The organism is Okeania sp. SIO3I5 (assembly GCF_010672085.1).
Classification (GTDB): domain Bacteria; phylum Cyanobacteriota; class Cyanobacteriia; order Cyanobacteriales; family Microcoleaceae; genus Trichodesmium.
On the sequence record NZ_JAAHHT010000074.1, the window covers coordinates 17,038 to 37,929 of the forward strand.

At 37.9% G+C, this 20,892-nt stretch carries 29 protein-coding genes and 1 pseudogene; 8 read left to right on the plus strand and 22 right to left on the minus strand.

Features of this window, described 5'->3' with window-relative positions:
• The first annotated feature begins 901 nt into the window (after positions 1-901).
• Positions 902-1,696, plus strand: coding sequence for a nucleoside triphosphate pyrophosphohydrolase (gene mazG / locus F6K40_RS17850; RefSeq protein WP_293138178.1), 795 nt, complete (start codon positions 902-904; stop codon positions 1,694-1,696).
• Positions 1,697-2,194: 498 nt separating this feature from the next.
• Here mazG and F6K40_RS17855 read toward each other — a convergent pair whose 3' ends face one another.
• The 8 genes from F6K40_RS17855 to F6K40_RS17890 form a co-directional block, all read right to left on the minus strand.
• Positions 2,195-2,560 (minus strand): hypothetical protein, encoded by a 366-nt coding sequence (locus F6K40_RS17855; protein WP_293138180.1) that lies wholly within the window; start codon positions 2,558-2,560, stop codon positions 2,195-2,197.
• A 66-nt stretch (positions 2,561-2,626) separates the two neighbouring features.
• Positions 2,627-2,971 (minus strand): hypothetical protein, encoded by a 345-nt coding sequence (locus tag F6K40_RS17860; protein WP_293138182.1) that lies wholly within the window; start codon positions 2,969-2,971, stop codon positions 2,627-2,629.
• A 235-nt stretch (positions 2,972-3,206) separates the two neighbouring features.
• On the minus strand, positions 3,207-3,362 hold the full coding sequence (locus tag F6K40_RS17865; RefSeq protein WP_293138184.1) for a hypothetical protein: 156 nt from the start codon (positions 3,360-3,362) through the stop codon (positions 3,207-3,209).
• Positions 3,363-3,470: 108 nt separating this feature from the next.
• Complete coding sequence (locus F6K40_RS17870) at positions 3,471-3,779, minus strand: hypothetical protein (RefSeq protein WP_293138186.1); 309 nt, start codon at positions 3,777-3,779, stop codon at positions 3,471-3,473.
• A gap of 6 nt (positions 3,780-3,785) precedes the next feature.
• Entirely contained in the window at positions 3,786-3,953 is a 168-nt protein-coding gene (locus tag F6K40_RS17875; protein WP_293138188.1) for a hypothetical protein, read from the minus strand.
• Between the two features lie 132 nt (positions 3,954-4,085).
• Positions 4,086-4,376 (minus strand): hypothetical protein, encoded by a 291-nt coding sequence (locus F6K40_RS17880; protein ID WP_293138190.1) that lies wholly within the window; start codon positions 4,374-4,376, stop codon positions 4,086-4,088.
• Between the two features lie 121 nt (positions 4,377-4,497).
• Positions 4,498-4,932 (minus strand): hypothetical protein, encoded by a 435-nt coding sequence (locus F6K40_RS17885; RefSeq protein WP_293138191.1) that lies wholly within the window; start codon positions 4,930-4,932, stop codon positions 4,498-4,500.
• A 306-nt stretch (positions 4,933-5,238) separates the two neighbouring features.
• Positions 5,239-5,385: a hypothetical protein gene (locus F6K40_RS17890; protein ID WP_293138192.1), complete on the minus strand. Its 147-nt coding sequence runs from the start codon at positions 5,383-5,385 to the stop codon at positions 5,239-5,241.
• Positions 5,386-5,691: 306 nt separating this feature from the next.
• Between F6K40_RS17890 and F6K40_RS17895 the strand changes: the two genes are divergently transcribed.
• Positions 5,692-5,952, plus strand: coding sequence for a hypothetical protein (locus tag F6K40_RS17895; protein WP_293138193.1), 261 nt, complete (start codon positions 5,692-5,694; stop codon positions 5,950-5,952).
• Between the two features lie 28 nt (positions 5,953-5,980).
• On the opposite strand, the gene F6K40_RS17900 is transcribed toward F6K40_RS17895, so the two are convergent.
• From F6K40_RS17900 to F6K40_RS17920, 5 genes and pseudogenes are all read right to left on the minus strand, one after another.
• On the minus strand, positions 5,981-6,205 hold the full coding sequence (locus tag F6K40_RS17900) for a hypothetical protein (protein WP_293138194.1): 225 nt from the start codon (positions 6,203-6,205) through the stop codon (positions 5,981-5,983).
• A 365-nt stretch (positions 6,206-6,570) separates the two neighbouring features.
• On the minus strand, positions 6,571-6,735 hold the full coding sequence (locus F6K40_RS17905; RefSeq protein WP_293138195.1) for a hypothetical protein: 165 nt from the start codon (positions 6,733-6,735) through the stop codon (positions 6,571-6,573).
• A gap of 22 nt (positions 6,736-6,757) precedes the next feature.
• On the minus strand, positions 6,758-6,901 hold the full coding sequence (locus F6K40_RS17910) for a hypothetical protein (RefSeq protein ID WP_293138196.1): 144 nt from the start codon (positions 6,899-6,901) through the stop codon (positions 6,758-6,760).
• 734 nt (positions 6,902-7,635) lie between these two features.
• Positions 7,636-7,983: pseudogene (locus F6K40_RS17915) on the minus strand (alpha/beta hydrolase); the annotation flags it as partial.
• A 91-nt stretch (positions 7,984-8,074) separates the two neighbouring features.
• Positions 8,075-8,896 (minus strand): alpha/beta hydrolase, encoded by an 822-nt coding sequence (locus F6K40_RS17920; protein ID WP_293138198.1) that lies wholly within the window; start codon positions 8,894-8,896, stop codon positions 8,075-8,077.
• Positions 8,897-9,006: 110 nt separating this feature from the next.
• Between F6K40_RS17920 and gcvH the strand changes: the two genes are divergently transcribed.
• From gcvH to F6K40_RS17935, 3 genes are all read left to right on the plus strand, one after another.
• Complete coding sequence (gcvH, locus tag F6K40_RS17925; protein ID WP_293138200.1) at positions 9,007-9,405, plus strand: glycine cleavage system protein GcvH; 399 nt, start codon at positions 9,007-9,009, stop codon at positions 9,403-9,405.
• 520 nt (positions 9,406-9,925) lie between these two features.
• Positions 9,926-10,843 carry a histone deacetylase family protein gene (locus F6K40_RS17930; RefSeq protein ID WP_293138202.1) on the plus strand — a complete coding sequence of 306 codons (918 nt, stop codon included), beginning with the start codon at positions 9,926-9,928 and terminating at the stop codon, positions 10,841-10,843.
• A gap of 13 nt (positions 10,844-10,856) precedes the next feature.
• The gene (locus tag F6K40_RS17935) at positions 10,857-10,988 is read left to right on the plus strand and encodes a hypothetical protein (RefSeq protein WP_293138204.1); all 132 of its coding nucleotides are present in this window, start codon (positions 10,857-10,859) and stop codon (positions 10,986-10,988) included.
• A 406-nt stretch (positions 10,989-11,394) separates the two neighbouring features.
• Here the strand turns inward: F6K40_RS17935 and F6K40_RS17940 are convergent, their stop codons facing one another.
• The 5 genes from F6K40_RS17940 to F6K40_RS17960 form a co-directional block, all read right to left on the minus strand.
• Positions 11,395-11,934 (minus strand): thermonuclease family protein, encoded by a 540-nt coding sequence (locus F6K40_RS17940; RefSeq protein WP_293138206.1) that lies wholly within the window; start codon positions 11,932-11,934, stop codon positions 11,395-11,397.
• A 384-nt stretch (positions 11,935-12,318) separates the two neighbouring features.
• A complete protein-coding gene (locus tag F6K40_RS17945; RefSeq protein ID WP_293138208.1) occupies positions 12,319-12,753 on the minus strand; it encodes a hypothetical protein in 435 nt (144 codons plus the stop codon).
• A complete protein-coding gene (locus F6K40_RS17950) occupies positions 12,743-13,072 on the minus strand; it encodes a 2Fe-2S iron-sulfur cluster-binding protein (protein WP_293138210.1) in 330 nt (109 codons plus the stop codon). Before F6K40_RS17950 ends, F6K40_RS17945 begins: the two co-directional genes overlap by 11 nt.
• A gap of 403 nt (positions 13,073-13,475) precedes the next feature.
• On the minus strand, positions 13,476-14,438 hold the full coding sequence (locus F6K40_RS17955; RefSeq protein ID WP_293138212.1) for an ROK family protein: 963 nt from the start codon (positions 14,436-14,438) through the stop codon (positions 13,476-13,478).
• Positions 14,439-15,016: 578 nt separating this feature from the next.
• Positions 15,017-15,544, minus strand: a complete 528-nt coding sequence (locus F6K40_RS17960) for a DUF1499 domain-containing protein (RefSeq protein WP_293138214.1) — start codon at positions 15,542-15,544, stop codon at positions 15,017-15,019.
• Between the two features lie 90 nt (positions 15,545-15,634).
• Between F6K40_RS17960 and F6K40_RS17965 the strand changes: the two genes are divergently transcribed.
• Positions 15,635-16,024 (plus strand): nuclear transport factor 2 family protein, encoded by a 390-nt coding sequence (locus F6K40_RS17965; protein ID WP_293138216.1) that lies wholly within the window; start codon positions 15,635-15,637, stop codon positions 16,022-16,024.
• A gap of 441 nt (positions 16,025-16,465) precedes the next feature.
• Here the strand turns inward: F6K40_RS17965 and F6K40_RS17970 are convergent, their stop codons facing one another.
• The gene (locus tag F6K40_RS17970) at positions 16,466-16,735 is read right to left on the minus strand and encodes a cupin domain-containing protein (RefSeq protein ID WP_293138217.1); all 270 of its coding nucleotides are present in this window, start codon (positions 16,733-16,735) and stop codon (positions 16,466-16,468) included.
• 472 nt (positions 16,736-17,207) lie between these two features.
• Between F6K40_RS17970 and F6K40_RS17975 the strand changes: the two genes are divergently transcribed.
• Positions 17,208-17,360 (plus strand): hypothetical protein, encoded by a 153-nt coding sequence (locus tag F6K40_RS17975; RefSeq protein ID WP_293138218.1) that lies wholly within the window; start codon positions 17,208-17,210, stop codon positions 17,358-17,360.
• Positions 17,361-17,851: 491 nt separating this feature from the next.
• Positions 17,852-18,817, plus strand: coding sequence for a 3'(2'),5'-bisphosphate nucleotidase (locus F6K40_RS17980; protein ID WP_293138226.1), 966 nt, complete (start codon positions 17,852-17,854; stop codon positions 18,815-18,817).
• A gap of 221 nt (positions 18,818-19,038) precedes the next feature.
• Here F6K40_RS17980 and F6K40_RS17985 read toward each other — a convergent pair whose 3' ends face one another.
• The 3 genes from F6K40_RS17985 to F6K40_RS17995 form a co-directional block, all read right to left on the minus strand.
• Positions 19,039-19,614, minus strand: a complete 576-nt coding sequence (locus F6K40_RS17985) for a Uma2 family endonuclease (RefSeq protein ID WP_293138220.1) — start codon at positions 19,612-19,614, stop codon at positions 19,039-19,041.
• Positions 19,615-19,840: 226 nt separating this feature from the next.
• On the minus strand, positions 19,841-20,005 hold the full coding sequence (locus F6K40_RS17990) for a hypothetical protein (RefSeq protein ID WP_293138222.1): 165 nt from the start codon (positions 20,003-20,005) through the stop codon (positions 19,841-19,843).
• A gap of 150 nt (positions 20,006-20,155) precedes the next feature.
• Positions 20,156-20,892 (minus strand): FAD-dependent oxidoreductase (locus tag F6K40_RS17995; protein WP_293138224.1); only part of this gene is annotated, 737 nt, incomplete at its 5' end.

Genomic DNA, 20,892 nt, shown 5'->3' on the forward strand with positions numbered 1-20,892 from the left:
ATTTAAGAACAACTAAGATCAATCAAAATATTTTTAGATTCTGACTCCTGACTCCTAATTACCACTAAAACTTCACAACTGAAATATGATTGCTATAGTTGTGGCCTTCTTTTGAGTAAGTATTCAGCTTTCAGCTTTTTTAAAGAATCAAGAAACTCTAAAGTTAGCTGATGACCAATTTGATTCTTATGTCATTCTTTAGAGACTAATTCCTTTTTTATTGAGTTAATAATTCATAGCTAAACTTAAATCATTAATATCTATTACCGAATAATTAATAGGCATCTCCAGAAAAGAGGGAACAGGGAACAGGGAACAGGGGACAGGGAAGAGGGAACCCACCCCTAACCCCTCCCAGGAGGGGAAGTAATTGATAATTTATGGACAAAAATTGATTTAGTTTTTCATTTTTGGAGACGCCTAATAATTAATAATTAAATAATTCAGCTTGATTAGCCTCCCCTTTCAAGGGAAAAAAGCCGTCGTTTTGCTAGTCGTTAACGTTTGCGGAGCATGACCTTAGGAAAGTTTTGCGGAATGCTAAACGCCATATCCAATCAACCAAGAGAAATAAATTTTTTCTTTTTAGTTATGTTCTCCCTTTTAGGGAAAGGTAATTATCAATTATCCATTAATGAAAAATAGGGTGCATCTCATATTTGCAAAAATACTTTTTTCCTATTCCCTATTCCCTATTCCCTATTCCCTGTTCCCTGTTCCCTAAAAGCAATAAATTTTTTCTTTTTAGTTATGTTCTCCCTTTTAGGGAAAGGTAATTATCAATTATCCATTAATGAAAAATAGGGTGCATCTCATATTTGCAAAAATACTTTTTTCCTATTCCCTATTCTCTGTTCCCTGTTTCCTGCTATAATACTAAAAAAAATCATCATTTAACATTATGAATTCCACATTATCTGCGTTACAAGAACTGATAGAAATAGTAGCTAAATTACGTTCTCCAGATGGAGGATGTCCGTGGGATTTAGCTCAAACTCCTGAAAGTTTAACTCCGTATATTATTGAAGAAGCTTATGAAGCTGTAGATGCTATTAAAAGTGGGCAAAAAAAAGCGATAGTTGATGAATTGGGAGATTTATTATTACAGGTAGTTTTGCAAGCACAAATAGCTAGTGATACTAATGATTTTACTTTAGCTGAAGTTGCTGAAAGTATTAGTCAAAAAATGATTAGAAGACATCCTCATGTATTTGGAGATGTGAAAGTAAATAGCACGGAAGAAGTTAAGAAAAACTGGGAAGAAATTAAGGCAGCAGAAATTGGAGAAACTAATGATTTACTAAGTAAAAAGTTAAACAGATATGCTCGACAGTTACCTCCGCTTCTGGCAGCAATGAAGATTTCTAAAAAAGCTGCTGCTGTTGGTTTTGAATGGGAAAATGTTGATGGAGTTTGGGAGAAGTTTTACGAAGAAGTAGGAGAGTTTCAAGAAGCTTTAAAGTCAGAAGATAAGGAACATCAACAAGCAGAAATGGGGGATATTTTGTTTGTTGTGGTGCAATTGGCAAGGTGGTATGATTTAAACCCAGAACAAGCATTACAAGGAACGAATCATCGGTTTTTGAAACGATTTGCTTTGCTAGAGGCAATGTGCGAGAGACCTATTTCAGAGTATACTTTGGCTGAGTTTGAACAAATGTGGCAAAAGGCAAAAGCAAAATTGAGTAGGGAGTAGGGAGTCGGGAGTACGGAGTCGGGAGTAGGGGAGAAAGAATTGATGTATCTAGTTAGGATGATTGATTTGATTTTTTGGTAGTCCTGCATTGTAATGGTGAAAATATATATTTTTTAATTTCTTCCCACACCTCCCACACCTCCCACACCTCCCACACTCTCTCTACCATTCCTCAGCACCACCACCTATTTTTTATTATTGGAGGTCTAAAAAGAGAATTTCCGACCTAGAAAATGTTATTTAAAGCCATTCATTCTAACTCCTAATTCCTAAAAAATGGGACGTTGGTGAATTATTGTATGATTTTTAGTAGTCAGTAGTTGTAGGGGCGATTCGTGAATCGCCCCTAAAGTAGTTATTCAATAATTAATAATTAATTATTAATTATTACCTCTTCTTAAAAAGAATTTTTTCTTTTCTCCTTAAAAGGAGAGGCTTTCAACCGTTATTTTTTGGTAAGTAGATAGGTTTAATTATCCGGACAATAGTAATGAAGATTCACGCGCGGTGAAAACTTTGTACAACTTTAATGCTCATATATTTGTCGGCAAAACCGCGTTGTTGAGCATAAGCTTTACCAGTAAGTATTACTAAAAATCCTCCTATTTTGTCTAAATCAGTTTGTTCAACCCCTCCCAAAATTTCCCTTAAACTCGTCTCAGGTACCGATACTTGAATATATAGATTTTCTGGATCTGTTATAGAAGGAACATAGTATGTCGTAAGAATCCCTCTACTTTCATAAGCTGTTGTAACCTGTTGTTCAATGCGTCTTTGCAACTCAGCATCTTTATACTCTTTTCTAGCTTGAGCTGCACGTAGTCGCCTTTCCAGCCGTACTAATTTCGGTGATATTCTAGTCATGTCTTTTTGTCGGCTTTACATACTTCATTTTTAGCTCAACAATTGCCAGGTTGTACGCGACAAAGATTAACCTTTCTCAGCAGAATCTGAGAAATTTGCAAGGTTAGGTAAAATTTCCCCCTCAGTAGAAACCAAAGTAATTAATTTTGGCCATTTGCTTAACCAGATAGTAGCTTTTTGAAACCGAACATCTGCTATTGGCCTATACCTAGGTTCTTCAATCTCTTCGCCCAAAACAGTAATTTTTCTAGGAATTGTAGGGTAATTTTTTTCAGGTTCTTCTGGCAAATTGTTATTAAAGTATTTGGAATTGTATGTATGTCCTTGAATGGCCAAAACTTTGTTGACAATTTCTTTAGCGACAGATTTGTTTCTGCATAAAAGTTGAAGTTGATAACCTTGTAGCCACATAGAATTCGGTGCTTCGGGTCTAAACTCTTATTAGGCGTAAACTCATACAACTCCCAAGTAGTCCGCTCATTCAAATCTTCACTACTCCCCAAACTACCAGCAATAGTAGTCTGCCTAATATGCTTCCAAGAACCTAAAATGTCCTGTTCCCAAGTTACTTTACCTGCCATGATATCACACCTAATTCATCTGTATAGACTCAGAAAACCCTTGCCACAAACCAGACAACAATCCTTTAACAACAGATTGCACAAGTTTGATGTTCAATCTTTTCCACCAGGTTATTCACACCATCCTCTAAACTCCAAGGTTCCTTACCATCATCCCCCCAAGTTTGAATTGCCTTATCCAAGTTCGGCGACAATTCTCTAATTGCACGTAGCAGCTCCAATAAATACCATTAATCTTTTCCTCTATCTTTATTCCTGTTAGTATTGCCAGAATTTTTCCCTCCAGGAACTTCTATTTTTAGCTTCTGATCACGAGAAACTTTCTTGAGTTATGGCTGTTCATCTTGATCTATTTTAGGTCGATTATTTGCCGTTGTAGCAGTTTGAACAAAATTATTTTCTAGATTAGTTTTATATTGCTTTAAATCTTCCTTATCCTTTCCTAAAGCATCCATAAACCTCTCAAGTAACAATTCATTTTGCAACATATTTTTTTCAATCCTGCCTTTAATAGCAGCTTCAATATTATCAGCGATCGCCTGTACTTTCTCTTGTTCTGTTTTGGGATTAGAGGTTTGCGTAATATTAGCAGGGCCCGGTTTTCCGTAAGGTTTAATTTTAATCTGTTTAGCAGCCATATTTGTTCACTCCAACCAACTCAATACATTAGACTCTATACTAACCCAATAAATTTCAGATAAATTGCCAAAATTATCTATATAATCATCTTTTTTGGCATTATTCAATGGATATAAATCCACCACCTTATCAAAATGCCTTAAGACATCTAACGCTTTATTGGGCAAGTTCAATATTTTATCATAGTAATGACTAGCTAGTGGTAAAAATACAATATTTGAATATCTTTGAGAAAAATAGTTAATCATCTCTCCCCAGTTTTGAAAGAGAAAGTCTACATCTTCAGAAGTTAAAGATTTCCCAAACTATTTATTGTAAAATCCTCTACTTCCGGGTTTTAAATGATAGGGAATAAACCTTTGGCCAACTGTTTTATTTTGCAAGCTTTTAACATTTTCAATTTCCTGGCATCCCATCAAAGGATAACCACAAGAGAAAAAGATAACATTAACCTTTTCAAAATGAAGAAACATCCTTTTAATAACAGCATCATTAATAGGTAAACCAGCAAGTCCATATTTAGGAACTTCCTGATTATAAATTGATTGTTTAGCTCGATCATCCCCTAAAAAACAGTAGCTTTTAATTTTATTCATTAGTTGTGCCATCATCAAATTGGTTTAGGGTAAGCAAAGATATTAAATCTGGTTCATTTTGATTATACACTTCACAACTGTATGTTTGAGTAGAAGATTTCAAGAACTTTGGTATCAAAGTTTATAAAGGTTCCTCACTCAACACCAGCTTTTTCTCGGTCTCCGTTTTCTTGCCTTTTTTCACCTTCCTAGTCTCTTCTTTGTACAAAGCTTTCAGATTAAACGGTAGTTTGATCTCAAAGTTTTTCTCCCCAACAGGAACTCCCACAAAAGTCATAATTGAACGAATCCCTCTTACTCCTCTAGATACAGCACTAACAATTTCTGTCAAAGCGATCGCTCGACTACCAATCATAACAATGATTGTTTCGTTTTTGCCATCGTTTTTATAACTGTTCTCCAAGAGTTCTTTGATGGCAGCGTTAGCATTTACATATTTCTTTTTTAACTTTCCTGGCGGGAAGTCCCGCGCTCTCCCGCAGGGGAGCGTCGGGATGAAAGCCTGGGCCAGGATTCGGCTCCCTTCATAAGCTAAACGTTCATATGCCCAAGACACAAGCTAAGAGCATTTTGTTATTGTAAAAGTCAAAACAGGGGGAGGACATCACCTCTGTCATGCGCAGCGGTCAGGGTTTCCCAGACGCTCAGAATCCCTATAAGTCCCGTAAGGGCAACGTCGGGAGTATGTCAATGCCTGTTTACCAGCTTTAACTAAATTAACATCTGCAATATTTAGAGCGATAGGATGAATGCCTAGGTGATCTGCTATTCTGATTTGGTAATCAAGAACTTGCAGATAATTCTCAAGCTTTTTCATGCCTACGGCATCAGTCGAATATAAACGATTAGGAATATTAAACCCCTAATCTATCATTTCATCCACGGCCAAAACATCGTAGATTTGAGCTATCATCTGACAGCACTTTTCATCTTTCTTATCTTTTCTTTTCATTTGAGTTTGATCTGATTGACCTCCATTTATTCCTCCACGAGTAGGAACCGGATTCACATCTTGAGCATCAATAACAGAAAACCTGTATTTATACCACGTGCCTGTTATTGACACAGGAGGTGAAGGAGTAAGGTCACCAAACCTATCAGCGCTATCACCAAGACTATTGAATTGTGAAAGGGGCAAGTATTCGTTTATTACTTCTAATATCTCCCCCTGCCTTCCAATATAACAAAAACCTTCGTTCCAGGGATTACTAATTGAGTCTGGCCAGCGGGCACAGTTATTTTAGCGCTGGTTACATATCTATAGCGAGATTTACTACCACCACCTGTAGCATTTAATTCTAACTTTTCAATTTCTTTGATGATAGCATTGACACCAGGGTTTAACCAACTATTATATCAAATCCGGTTAATTGCACACACTAAAAATTTTGAGGCCACCAGTGGAAGTGGATTAATCCACGAATTAGCTCACAGTGATTCAGCAAGCAAGGGCAGCGCTGAAATAGCACTGACTCCAATTGCTCCAATTTTTCCAAACATTTGTTGGCAACTGCTTCATTTGTCAGAGGCCACAAGCACTCTGGGGGTTGCAATTCTGGAGAGTAAGCAGGCATAAACATATTTATGAATGCCATCTGGAACTTCTACTTGAGGACTAATATGCCATCCCGCGCGTTTCGCTGCGCGACATGAAACGCGTTAGCGTTGCGGAGCAAATCGCAGACTAAAATTACTCGCTTGTCTTTACCAATACCAAAGTGTTCCGCAAAGTCGGCAAATACTCTATTAAATAGGTCAATTCTGACATAAGGGAGAATCCACTCTTTTGGTATTTCCTGATTGGGGATGGACTTGCGCCATACAGCCATAACCACTTAAACTGCCAGTTGACAGTAGCACTTGGTTGCTCTCATAAAAGGAACCCAAATTTTCCTGACTACAGGTTTTAATCCTAAGCGATGTTCATCCATTGCCCATACTTGAACGTCTGCATCGGGATACTCCTGCTGTACCCGAACTGTTTCTGTGGCCAGTTTTTTTTTCCACTCTTGTTGTTCTGCTTCTGAAGATTTTTGATGTTGTGGTCAAGGTGTTCTTCTGCGTAACCTTAACCGTACGAAAAAACTGTAGAAAATCGTGACAGCTTTTATCTTGATATTGGATTAACCAATACAGGCTGTACGGCACAGCTCACTATTCCCTCAACAGTAAATGCTCCTGGGAATTTCTTGTCTTAAATTTGAAGAGAGCCGTTGATATCGGCATTAATCACTTTACCTGTTGCACTTCTGAATAAACCACGTTTGACTCGTTTACCTACATAGTTTTCATGGCATATTGGTTTTTCTCGCGTCAATAGCAGATGTTTTACTGGTGTAACAATATCCGTTTCAATCACTTTTACCCCAACCAGTTGACACTTATAAGTTATCTGTTGAATTAACAATTAAGTGAGGTATTTGAGTAAAATTTTGGTTGTTTTTTTTGCCGATATTTGCACCTTGTTTCCAGTTATCATTTTTTCCAATGACTACAGTACCAATATTATTAGTGGTTAAGTACAAGGGCCACTAATTTACTGGTGTTATGCAAATAATTCTCCACTTATAATAATCTTCTCTATTATCTATTCCGGCTTCATCTACATAAACAATGTCTTTTTTGTCTATTTGATTCAGTTTTAACTTTCCTGGCGGGAAGTCCCGCGCTCTCCATCCCCCCTAACCCCCTGTGCATAGGGGGGAGGGGAGCGTCGGGATGAAAGCCAGGGCCTGGATTCGGATACCTTCATAAGCTAAACGTTCATAGGCCCAAGACACAAGCTAGGAGCATTTTGTTATTATCAATGTCAACACAGGGGGAGGACATCACCTCTGTCATGCGCAGCGGTCAGGGTTTCCCAGACGCTCAGAATCCCTATAAGTCCCGTAAGGGCAACGTCGGGAGTATGTCAAGCCAAACTCTTCTCTTTCTAGTTCATCTCTTTCTTGATAACCATATGTTTGTCTTGAGTGCCTCTTACATTCCGAGGAGACCTCGGAATTAGGCACTTGCTTTTTTTACGAGTAAAACCAAGTTTTTTTAAACTTCTACTAATAGTAAAACGACTACAATTTCCCCATTTTGTAGCCATTTGACCCATGAGTTTGAGTGTGATTGTCCTCAACAAACTTTTCAAATTTTTCCCAGTCTTTAATTTTAGAGCTCTGAGGGGGAGGTACATTTGTACTTAAAGAGCGATCGCTACAATTTACCCAAACAAATTAGGAGATAAGTATAATTTTATCTCCTTTTTGTGCCATAGTGAAAGCTTTGGTTGATTAGCTAGAGCAAAAAGTTTTTGTCCATGAGAAAAAGGAATTACTCGGTCAGCATTTCCGTGCATTACTAAAACTGGGCAATTAACATTTTTAATCTTGTCAATACTGGGAAATTTGTCAAACGGATAAATAGGGATGTGCGTCACTACCCGAAAGGCAGTTGTAAATGAACTTTCTATGACCAAACCAGATACTGGTTGACGGGATGCCAAATCTACAGAAGGCCCCCCACCTACTGAACGTCCATAAACAATAATTTGATTTGCAGGTACCTCTAATTTTTGGGTCAAATATTCATAAGCAGCATTAATATCTTGATAAGCGCTCTTGACTAATTGACTTCTGCCAGAAACCGGGTTTGTTAGAAAGAAATGTCAGTATGGTAAAGTATCTAAGTACAAACCCGGTTTCTAACCTTTAGTTTTGTTCTACTAACTCAACAAACTCACCCATAACCTTGACATATTCTTCCCCAAGCACCTCTAATAAATTAATATGACCAGCACCTTCAACCCATAAGGAAAGCTTTGGTTGATTAGCTAGAGCAAAAAGTTTTTGTCCATGAGAAAAAGGAATTACTCGGTCAGCATTTCCGTGCATTACTAAAACTGGGCAATTAACATTTTTAATCTTGTCAATACTGGGAAATTTGTCAAAGGGATAAATAGGGATGCGCGTCACTACCCGAAAGGCAGTTGTAAATGAACTTTCTATTACCAAACCAGCTACTGGTTGACGGGATGCCAAATCTACAGAAGGCCCCCCACCTACTGAACGTCCATAAACAATAATTTGATTTGCAGGTATCCCTAATTTTTGGGTCAAATATTCATAAGCAGCATTAATATCTTGATAAGCGCCCTTGACTGAAGGTTTTCCCTGACTTGTTCCATAACCCTGATAGTCATAAGAAAACACATTAAATCCAATATTTCGCAAATTTTGCAACCGGGGTAAAATTTGCCCTAGGTCTTCAGCATTACCATGGCTGTAGAGAATAGTATACTTTGCTTTGGGTAATGGTAAGTAAACTCCAGTAATTTGGACTCTATTGCTAGACGGAAGCTTAATAAAATCTTGGTTTTCTTGATAGCTAGATGGGGGAGGTAAAAAAATTAACCGATCTGAGAAAAAGAATGCCCACAAACCAATAAGGACATAAATAATTAAGATAGACCGAATTAACCTAAGAATAGAAAATTTTCCTATCAGTAGTCCTATAATATTTTTCTTGTCCATAAAAATTGGCTGTTTATCTTATATTATTCTTTACGGAATAATTTTTAATCCAAGTCCAGTCTTAAGCTGACTGGCATAATTCGTACTATTTATTGTAGTGAGGAATATAAATGATACTAGAATTTCCAGATGACCTTAAATATTTTGAAACTCATGAGTATGTAAGGATGGATGGAGAGATTGCCACTATTGGTATTAGTGCCTTTGCTATTGAACAGTTGGGGGATATTGTATTTCTGGAACTTCCAGAGGAGGGAGACTCAATAGAAAAGGAAGGGTCCTGTGGCAGTATTGAGTCTGTGAAGGCAGTGGAAGACCTCAAAGCTCCTGTTACTGGTACGGTAGTAGAGCGTAATGAAGAAATATTAGAAAGTCCAGAGCGATTATCAGAGGAAGACCCATACATAGAAGGTTGGTTGTTGAAGGTACGTATTAAAGACCCTGATGAACTAGAGGGAGATGATGTTTTCTCTGCTGACCAGTATCGTGAGATGGTAGAGGGAGAATAGTTAAGTAGGTTAGAACATTGTGGTTTCAGTTTTGAAGCGAGACTTAAATGCTAGTTTAAATCTAGGGACTTAATTTAGTTTAATGCCCGATCGGAAATTGTTAATACCCGGTCGGGAATTATTTTTTTTGTTTAATATCATCTCTGTTGGTATGGTCTGGTGTCATTTCAGTTATCAGTTATCAGTAGACATCTCCAGAAAATAAACTTGCCCTTTATTTACCATAAGCTAGAGTTGTAAAATTTCCTGATAAAATCATTTTCTGTACATTTTTACTGAAAATCTATTCCCTGTTCCCAGTTAAGTGTTCCCTGTTCCCTAGTTATACAAAAAGTCTATATATTTTTCGCAGATGTCTAGTTATAGCACTACGCATTAAGGCATTTGACATTTCTAAATCCTGTTTGCGGAGCATTTCCCTATAAGAAAAAGCCTATTTGAGTCTGCTTTTCCTGTTCCCAGTTAAGTGTTCCCAGTTAAGTGTTCCCTAGCGCGTAGCGCTATATAGCGCTATAAATTAATGAATTTACCAATTATTTATCATCCTAATTATGTTGCACCAATGCCATCTGGTCATCGCTTTCCCATGGCAAAGTTCAAACTACTTTATGAAATGTTACTAGCAGATCAAGTAACAAATAAATCCCATTTTTTTTCTCCACAATTCCCACCTTTAGAATGGATAGAATTAATACATAATCGCAACTATATTGAAGGATATTGTCAAGGTACTTTAGATCCAAAAGCACAAAGACGTATTGGGTTGCCTTGGAGTGAAGCATTAGCAAATAGAACTTGTATTGCGGTGGGTGGTGCAATATTAACAGCGCAGTTAGCACTTAAACATGGTTTAGCTTGCAATACTGCGGGTGGTACTCATCATGCGTTTCCCAGTTATGGATCTGGGTTTTGTATTTTTAATGATTTAGCGATCGCTGCTCGTGTGATTCAAAAATTAGGATTAGCTGTCAAAATTCTCATTGTAGACTTAGACGTACATCAGGGAGACGGTACTGCCTGGATCTTTCAGGACGATCCTACTGTGTTTACATTTTCGATGCACTGTGGTATTAATTTTCCCAGTAAGAAACAAGTTAGCGATCTAGATGTACCTTTGCCAGAGGGAATGGATGACGATCGCTATTTACAGACATTAGGGGAATATCTACCTGATTTGCTGTCAGAAGTCAAGCCAGATTTGATTTTGTATGATGCGGGAGTCGATACCCATATCCATGATGTGTTGGGAAAGTTAGCTCTGACAGATACAGGAATATTTCGGAGGGAGATGCAGGTATTGAGTACCTGTGTAGGAGCGGGTTATCCGGTAGCTTGTGTTATTGGTGGAGGATATACAAAGGATATGAATTCGTTGGTTTACACTCATTCATTATTGCATCGTGCTGCTAGAGATGTGTTTCAGCAGTATCGACTTTGAGAATTGATAGGGAGTGTGGGAGGTGTGGGAAGGGTGGGAGGTGTGGGGAGTGTCGGAGGTGTGGGGAGTGTGGGAAGGGTGGGGAGTGTGGGAAGGGTGGGGAGTGTGGGAAGGGTGGGGAGATAAAGAATCACTTAATTCCTAAAAATTCTACTGCCTACTCCTGATTTTAATCGCTAAGAAATAAATTGCTTGGTTGATAGCTAAAGTCAATTTTATGGATTTATAAATTAAAAATTTATCATGTTGTGCAGCAAAACCAAATCTACAATATTATCGCTAATTATTAATTCTCTTGGAGAGGAATTTTGCTATGATCATTTTTTGAATTCAAAATTCAAAATTCACGCGTTCAAAAATTTTGATTCTAAGTGAATTTCAATAATTGTTTAATTAAGGGTTCAAGCCTCTTTCTTTAGAACCTTTAGAACGAAAAAATCAAAAATATTTTCCTGATTTCAAGCCTCTGACTTTAGGCAGAGGTTATAATGCAAGAATTAATAATTTTGAATTGATTTGACGTATGGAATTGATTTCTTGGTAGTTGATTGTTAATTACAAACGCGAGCTTTTCCCCAATATTGTTGAGAGTTCCACACACCTAAACCTGCTTTTATAGCCGAATTTTGAGCATTTAAGTAAGCACTTTTTGAACTAGGGCAAGTATCATTTAGGTGTTTACAAAAAAGGGAAGCTTTTCCTTCACGAACCAGTTGTAAATTAATGGAGGTATTATCTTTAAAGACTTCTGCAACTATCCGTCCATAACTATTTTTTCCTGTATCACTAACTAATATTATTGTACCTCTAGGAATTAATGTTTCAAGTCTACTTTTGGCAGCTTCAAAAAAAGGGCTATCTCCATAATCTGGTCCATCAATACAGGCAAGTTGTAGCCGACATAATTGTGAATTTCCTTCCCAAGGAATTCGACATTGTGACATGGTAACTTCTAAAGTATCTCCATCAAGAATCTGAGAAATTCTTGCTTGTTGAGTAGCTAAAGACTGGGGAGTATTTAATAGAGATAATATTACTAAAATTCCACAGGATATAATTGCTAAAATTAGACTAATTTTGTGTCTTTTCATTATGTTTTTTTGTGAATTATCAAACAGGATTAGGTCTAAAACCCCGCCTTGATCGGCGAAATGTTTTTGGAGCGTTGCTCTAATCCCCTACTTCCCCTCCTGCTATCATCCTGGGAGGGGTTAGGGGTGGGTTGACTACTGACTACTTGCACTTGATATGATATAATACCAATTTTAAAAAAGAATGTTACAAATAGTAATGGGGAGAAAAAGATTTTACAGGAGCTCCCTCTTGGATAAAAAAGATTATTTTCGACTAAAAAATGGTTTTTAAGCCATTTATTCTGACTCCTGACTCCTGACTCCTGACTCCTAAAAAATTCCCTAGGTATTTGTAGCAAACATTTATCAAAATGGTATAATACCAAGGGCGCTCGCTATAAGTTAACCGTTGGTTTTTGCTCTATCAAGTCCAGCTTTTACCCAATTAATACATTCATATTCAGATTGAAAAATTTTTGGAGCAGCAATATTAGTCAAGCTATCAGGTTTATAATGGTCGTAAAAGAATTTATCATTTTCTTGATGAATAATAATTAAATCATCATCATAAACATATCTCAATTTAAAATAATCACCATGAGATTTCACATCCGAATTTTCATACAAATCCGATTGAGCAACTTTAATGATTTTCTCTATGCTATTAGTATAAAAACCTGTAGGATTTTCCCCTAGGTGAAAGTTTCCCTTATGTCCTAACTCTGATAATAATTTATATGAATAAATAGAACTATCGTTGGCGATCGCTAATACATAAGGAATAATCAAATAACCTTGATAGGAAACGGAATTTTCGTAAATAAATCTATTTATCATCGTACTTATAAAGAGAAGATTTATACAAAACCTGTTCTTGATGAGTATAAACAGTACAATCAGACAAAGGAACAGCTACACAAGTAAGAATATAACCAGCTTCTTGTTCCTCAGAACGCAAAAATTTTTGTTCGCTTTGATCGACTTCACCACTCACCAATTTGCCCAAACAACTAGAACAATTTCCTTGCCTACATCCATAAGGTAAAAGAATCCCATAGTCTTGAGCAATATCTAATATATACTCATTTTCTGGTACTTCAATAGTCCTATCTAAACCAATTTCTGGGTTAAGTAAACGAACTTGATAAACAATCATTTTTTTATTTTATAGCGCTACGCGCTAGGGAATAAGGAACAGGGAACAGGGAACAGCAGACTATCAAAGGATTTCAGGATAAATGTCCTAACCTTTGGTTCGACTGCTATAATCAAATACTAAATTAATCAGGACTTACGCAGAACCACTATATATAGCGAATGGCATTCGCCCTCTACAGATAGCGTTTTGTCTGTGAATTTGCGTAATATCATGTCCGATTGAATAGTTATAAATAACGAGGGAGGAGTCAGGAGACTCGAGACTCGATACTCGAGGGAAGAGGAAAAAATTTTGGGATATGAAGGAGGAGCAAGTTTTTTTATCACTAATTATCCGGACATGATATAAGTCCTGTTAATGGAAAAATAGCAACTTATCAAAATCAATTACACAAGAATTTTCATTTCTTTGTCAACAATAAATTCTCCGCTAATGCTACTGCCCCCCACAACGGAGTTTCATCACCCAATGCAGCAGGTACAATTTCAAAACTTACCTCTGGTAAAGCAGTTTCCCTCGCCACTCGTTGCATAGTTTCCCATAATAATTTACCTGCTTTCGTGACTCCACCACCTAAAATAAAACGTTCGGGATTAAGTAAATTAGCTACATTACCAATACCTACTCCTAACCCCCAACCAGCTAACGAAATCGCCCTAATAGCAAGTTCATCACCTTGAATAGCTGCCTCACTAACCTTTTGAGCGGTTATCGTTTCCAGATCGTTATTTACCAAACCACGCAAAATTTGCCCTTCTGTCGGTTCATATTGCAGCCATTTCTTTGCTTGTTGCGCGATATAAGGACCTGATGCAAACGTTTCCACACAACCGCGCTTCCCACAAATACAAAGGGGACCAACTGGATCGACGGTGACATGACCTATTTCTCCCGCCATACTTTGCGCACCGTGCCAGGGTTTGCCATTAATAATCCAACCGCCACCCACGCCGGTACTCACAGTAATATAAAGTAAATTATCATAACCCTGACCAGCACCAAAACGATGTTCTCCCACTGCTGCTACATTGGCATCATTATCAACTACAGTGGGAGCATTAAATTCGGTTTCTAAGATTTTCTGTAGGGGAATATTTTCCCAACCTTTGACATGGTGAGATAGACGCACTGTACCTGTGGTGGCATCAACCGGACCTCCAAAACTTACTCCTATAGCAGCAGGGTTTTCTCCTTTGAGGAGGTTGTGGGAAAGGGTTCGGATAATTTCTATGTCTGTTTGAGCAGAAGCATTGGGTGGTGAGAAGGTTTTTTGATAATTTTGCCAGTCTCTTTCGCCAGTATTGACGACTGCTGCTGCTAATTTTGTACCACCGAAATCAAGTGCTAAAATTTTGTTTGTCATTAAAAAAAGAGGGAATAGGGAACAGGGAAACAGGGAACAGGGGAGAGTAATATAGAATCCGGGAATTAGTTATCGTATCCCTGAGTTGTAGGGGCGAGCAAGCGAATCGCCCCTACAGGAGTTAGGATAAAGAAAGGATAGGAAGTAATTTTGCGATTACTGTATAACCGGATTTTATATAAGGTATCATGTACAGGAGTTACGCAAAATACGAAATTATACACCACCTGTAGTGGCGAATGGCATTCGCCCTTACTATATATAGTGGTTATGCGTAAGTCCTGATGTAAAAATAAGTTGTACAAATTTTAGAGGTATAGGTGTCTAGGGAAGTAATAGATGTCAACAAATTAGATCGATCTAGTTTTTTCATTGCCAAAAGCATTATGTAAAAATAAGTTGTACAAATTTTATCTGAAATAGACTGTGAAATCTAGCTTCCATTACAGCGCTTTTCAGATTGATGACCTCACGTCACAACCAAAACCCTGTAGGGACTTTCCATGGAACGTCCCTACAGTTGTCTACCGAAATGAAAACTGCTGTAAAAAACTGTTCAAGTTATTTTTACACGGATCCTAAGTATTAGTTTTGAATTCGTTGAGTTTTTCTCGAATGGTTTCGACTCGTTCCCTGTTAACGCCTAAATCTGATTCTCCTAGACGGGAAGCAGAACGTACTTGAATAGCATTAGCTGCTTCATCTAGATAAAATTCCACATCATCCACATATCCCATAATTTTACTGGTAAACTCAGCATATAAATAATTTTCTTCTTCCTTAACAATGTTAGTACGAGGTATTGATTCAATTATTTGTTTGAGGTTAGCGATCGCTATTTCTGGTTCAGAGTCATAACTCAGAGAAGCTATACCATGTTCCGCATCCTGACTGTAACTACTGACACAATTTGGACTACTCGGACAAGGTGCGAGTCGTCCAGAATATATACCTAGATTATCTGGTCTAGTACCTGCAAATAAAGTTAGTTTGCCAGAAATTGCAATATTAATTCCGACAACAATGGCAACTACTACTAATAAAATGATGGTAATGTTAAACATTTTCTGAAAGATGTTAGAAGATTTTTTTTCTGTTGTTTCCATAGTCTATCGGAGAAATAATTAGATTGAATTTACTACATATTATTTTATCCTGATAATAACAATTATTGTCTCTCTATAGTCCAAAGTTTTATGACTGACGAAAACCAAGCTATTTTAGCAGCAAATCAAGCATTTTATCGAGCTTTCGAGAAACGGGACATTGCAGCTTTGGATGGCATTTTGTCCAAGGGTATTGGCACGGTTTGTATCCATCCAGGGCGTCCTGCAATTCGTGGTTTTGATAAGATTCGTAGTTCCTGGGATTTAATCTTTAAAAATACTGATTATATTGAAATCGATCTTGATGTTATTACGACGGAAATTAATGGGGATATTGGTTATGTTATTTTGGTTGAAAATTTGATGCAAGTGACTGGAGGTAGGAGAATAAAAGCTCAGTCTATGGCAACGAATATTTTTGAGCGGATGGGTGGAAATTGGTATTTAATTCATCATCATGGTAGTCCATTGATTAGGTAATTTAATTTCAGTAGTAGCGTGTCTAGCTTAAAAAAACCTAACCCCCCAACCCCACAACTATCCCCCCTTACCCCCCGGGTAAAAGCTATGCTTTATAAACATCTTTCTCTTTTGATAAAACTTGACAACATAGACAAGTTATGTTTTAGTCTTGAATCGGCTTTTTCAGGAGAAAAGAGTATTTTTAAATACACTTTTTTATCAATGTAGACAGGATTCTTACGGGCCATCCTCCCCATCCTCCCCATCCTCACCACCCTCTCCAAAAAGGTTTCAGGAGTTCCTGATCAGGGATAGCTTGGATTGGGGGGAGGAGGGCAGGGAAGGGGGAGGAACATTCTCCCCTCTCCTTGCAGGAGAGGGGTTGGGGCAGGGGGGAGAGGTCTTCATTGTACTCAAACTTACCCAAAATTTTAGCCTAGACACGCTACCACAGGAAGATTAATAAATATGAATTGCGAGCCAAATTGTTTCTATATTTGAATCGGTTGAAATGATTTTATGTGGAGTTTTTGCTGGGATAAAAATATAGCTATCTTTGACTAATTTTGTTGTTGTTTGATTCATTTCTAATATGGCGGAACCTTGAAGTAATATCACCCATTCATCTTCGTCTTGGATAAACTTTTCACTGACAAAATTAGGGGGTGAAATTATTTTGTTTATTTTGACATTTTTATGGGATAATAAATTGTTAAATATTTCTTCCATAATTTTTGTAAAATTCAGTAGAACAACCACAATTATATTCTAATATAGAATCCTGCGTAAATTAGAGATTTATGACTCCATAAAATCAACTTACTGCAATAAGATTTCCATATTTCTTTTAAAACTGAATAAATCAAATTTTGGTGCATCTCATATTTGCCAAAATACTTTTTTCTTATTCCCTATTCTCAGTTAAGTGTTCCCAGTTAAGTGTTCCCTAAAACCAATAAATTTTTGGCTTTCTTCTTGCATTACAGCGGTTTTCATATGAATAAATCACAATGATACTGACTCTTCACTCCTAACTCTTGACTCCTGACTCCTAACTCCTAACTCCTGACTCCTGACTCCTGACTCCTAACAATGAATTTAGTGGTCTACTCAACTGAAAAGCGCTGTAAGATGCACCCTCAAATTTTCGCAGATAGCAAATTCTGAATTATCTACTATTCCTTCCTGCATAGCTATTTGTATGTCATTTTTGAAATATTCAGGAACGTTTTTTGAGCGGCAGGTTTTAGATATCTTGAAAGAGTCTGCAGATTTGATTGATGAATGGAGGTTGCTGAAATATCGGGAAGAGTTAGGGGAAAAGGATGAGGTAATTAGGAAGTTGGGGGGTTAGGTTTTATCCACAATCTGATCAAGAATGCGTAAGTCCTGATATGCTATGAATATAGCACTACGCAAATAAGTCAGGATTTATAAAAGCTCAAACTCAATCAGAGATTACTTTTGACTTTTGAATGCATGACTTTTAACTTCGCGTAGCGCTATAGAACCCATTTGGGATCTATGATTGGGAAGTTGGTTCGTGTGGGAGGTGTGGGAGGTTGGTTCGTGTGGGAGGTGTGGAGAGTGTAGTCCGTACAGGACTCAAAAAATGTAGGGTTGTAAATATTCTAGCTCAGACAATGAATGAACAATGCCTACACAAGCTTTCCCGTACGGACGTTTTGCTGACGCTTTCGCTCCGCTAACGCTACGCGACATGTTTGCGCAGCATTCCGTAAGGAAAACGCATTAATGCTCAAGCAACGTCCCTACCCCGCTCCCCTACTCCCTCTTTTCTAGAGATATCAAATGGGTTCTATAATACTTAACTTATTAAACTACATGGCATACGATCGCGAAAAACAAATAGCAATAGAATCTGCTCTAGCAGCAGCTAAACTCTGCGAACAGGTGCGCAGCAATATTCCCCCCGCAATGGAAAAGGGCGACAAAAGTCCTGTGACTGTTGCTGATTATGGCGCTCAAGCATTAATTTGCAAAGCTTTAGCTGAAGCTTTTCCGAATGATCCGGTGGTTGGAGAGGAAGATGCTACTGACTTACAGACCCCAGAAATGGCAGAAAATTTGACAAAAGTGACAAATTATGTCAAAGAACAAATTGCAGATGCTACTCCAGAACAGGTGGTACAGTGGATTAACCAAGGTAACGGTAAAGTTGGACCCCGTTATTGGACTTTAGACCCAATTGATGGCACAAAAGGGTTCTTACGTCAAGACCAGTATGCAGTTGCGCTGGCATTAGTGGAAGCAGGAGAAGTGAAAGTCGGGGTATTAGCGTGTCCCGCGATGCCAGTGGAAAATAATCAACCAGGAATGCTGTATGTAGCGGTGCGGGGTGAAGGCGCAGCAATGATGCCAATAGCAGGAGGCGAACTGACTCCAATTCAGGTTGTGCAAGCGGATGATACTGCTAATCTCCGGTTTGTTGAGAGCGTGGAAAGTTCTCACGGCGACCAAGATCGTCAGAATGCTGTAGCAAAAGCTGCTGGTATTACTGCACCATCAGTTAGGGTAGACTCCCAGGCGAAATATGGTATCGTGGCATCTGGAAAAGCTGCTTTATATTTGCGTTTACCCTCACCCAAGTCTCCAAACTACCGGGAAAATATTTGGGATCATGCTGCTGGAGCGATCGTTGTTGAGGAAGCAGGGGGGCGTGTTTCTGATATTAATGGTAAACCTTTGAATTTTGCTGATGGAGCAAAAATGGTTGATAACCGGGGTGTGGTTGTTAGTAATGGGATAATTCACGACCAGGTTTTATCTGCTTTACAGAGCTTTTCGTAATTAGGTGTTATCAGAAACCGGGTTTGTTGGAGATTAATGTTATTATGGCGGCGAATTTAATACAAACCCGGTTTCTCTGCTTTTTTTACACCCAGGACTTACGCAAATCGACCTTTTAAGCACCATCTGTAGGGGCGAATGGCATTCGCCCTCACTATATATAGAATCTCTGCATAAGTCCTGACACCGATACTACCAGATGTGATATTAATTCTCAATTCTCAATTCTCAATTCCAAAAGTGACATCTTCATACAAATTATCAATGCTAGTACGAAAGTCAATACTTGCTAGGTTAATTTCACTGCCTTGAGTATAGGTGTGCAATACCCAAAGTCCGTCAGCATTACGACGAAAGCATTCCAAACGCTGTTGTTTTTGGTTAATTAAAACATATTCTTGCAGAGTTGGTAATTGCTGATAATTGGCAAATTTGTCACCCCGATCAAATGCTTCTGTGCTGTCGGATAAAACTTCCACAATTAAACAAGCATATTTTTTATGATTTACTAAGGCTTTATCTCTGGCATCACAAGTTACCATCACATCAGGATAGTAGAATGTATTAGCAGTTTCTATCTGAGCTTTCATGTCCGACATATAGACGCGACAACCACTGCCTCGGACATAATTTCTTAAGAGTACAGATAGGTTTCCGACAATGGTAACATGGGCATCATTAGCATCTGCCATTGCGTATACTTGTCCGTTCATGTATTCGTGTTTGATGGGACTGAGTTCTTCTACTGCCAAATATTCTTCAGGAGGAATATTATTTGTATTTGGGTTGGCAATCATAATTTTTGAGATAGAGATATTATTACAATATATCATTAACAAGCTGATGTTTGATGAACGGATGTCTAAACTTTAGGATGATTTAGAAGAATAATTTGACTCAGCAGTTATGTTTTTAATATGATTTCTCAACCATTCATTGACTAAAATTTGTACGTCAATTTTTCTTTGTTCTGCAATTTTAGTGACAAATTGTTCGACATCTGGTTCGAGATAAATGGAGTAATTATATCATGTCCGTTGGTATCGTTTGTGTAAAAATTGGGGAAATATTTACCGTCATGTAAGGTTTTTCCTTCTCTTGTAGGGGCGAACGGCCGTTCGCCCCTACTTCTTCCTTAGCTTCTCTATACAATACCGATACTACCGGACATGATATTAAACTTAGCATTGGGATGGTAAAACTTGCCTTTTTCTGCTTAAGAAAAGTCGTATTCTGATTTCTGAATTGCCTTTTTATTCTGAATTCTAAATTCTAAGTTCTGCTTGGGAAAAGTCGTATTCTGATTTCTGAATTGTCTTTTTATTCTGAATTCTAAATTCACTTCAAAATCATTTTCTCGACTGCTTCTGCTGTCGCCGGAGCTAACAACACTCCATTCCGATAATGACCTGTTGCCAACAACACATTTTTAAACCCTTCCAAATAACCAACTGCAGGCGCAGCTTGACCTTCGGGGCGAGGTCGCAAACCAGACCATTTCCTGAGAATAGTTGCGTCTGCTAAACCAGGACAAAAACTAATTGCTTTCGCCATCACGGTATCTAATAAACTGGAGTCAGCTACCACTTCACCAATATCGTTGGGAAATTCAACTGTCGATCCCACCCAATATTCATTTTCTGCCACTGGTACAATATGCAGATCATCTCCAGTGATCACTGGTTGAAAATCTGGCTTTCCTAAAAGCGCTGGAACTTGCAGATGTAAAGCTTGACCTAATACTGGTACAATTGTAAATCTATTATCGAGATTAGATTTGCGCTTCAGTTGCAAGGAGCGTAGTTTACCTCCTTTTATTCCTTGCAAAGATGGCAACGAACCTAACCCCGCAGCAACAACCAACCAGTCAATATCTGGTAAAGCAGGAGCTTGTTTTGTCTCATCCAAACTTTTTATATGTACTTGGCGACAACGATATTCATTTTTTGGTTGAGAAATAGTTTTATATTCGGCAACTGTGACTCCAAAATGAAACTTGACACCATTTTTTTCAGCAGCTTCGACTAAAGCTAAAGTTAACTCAACAGGGTTAACTTGTAAATCTTGGGGAGAAT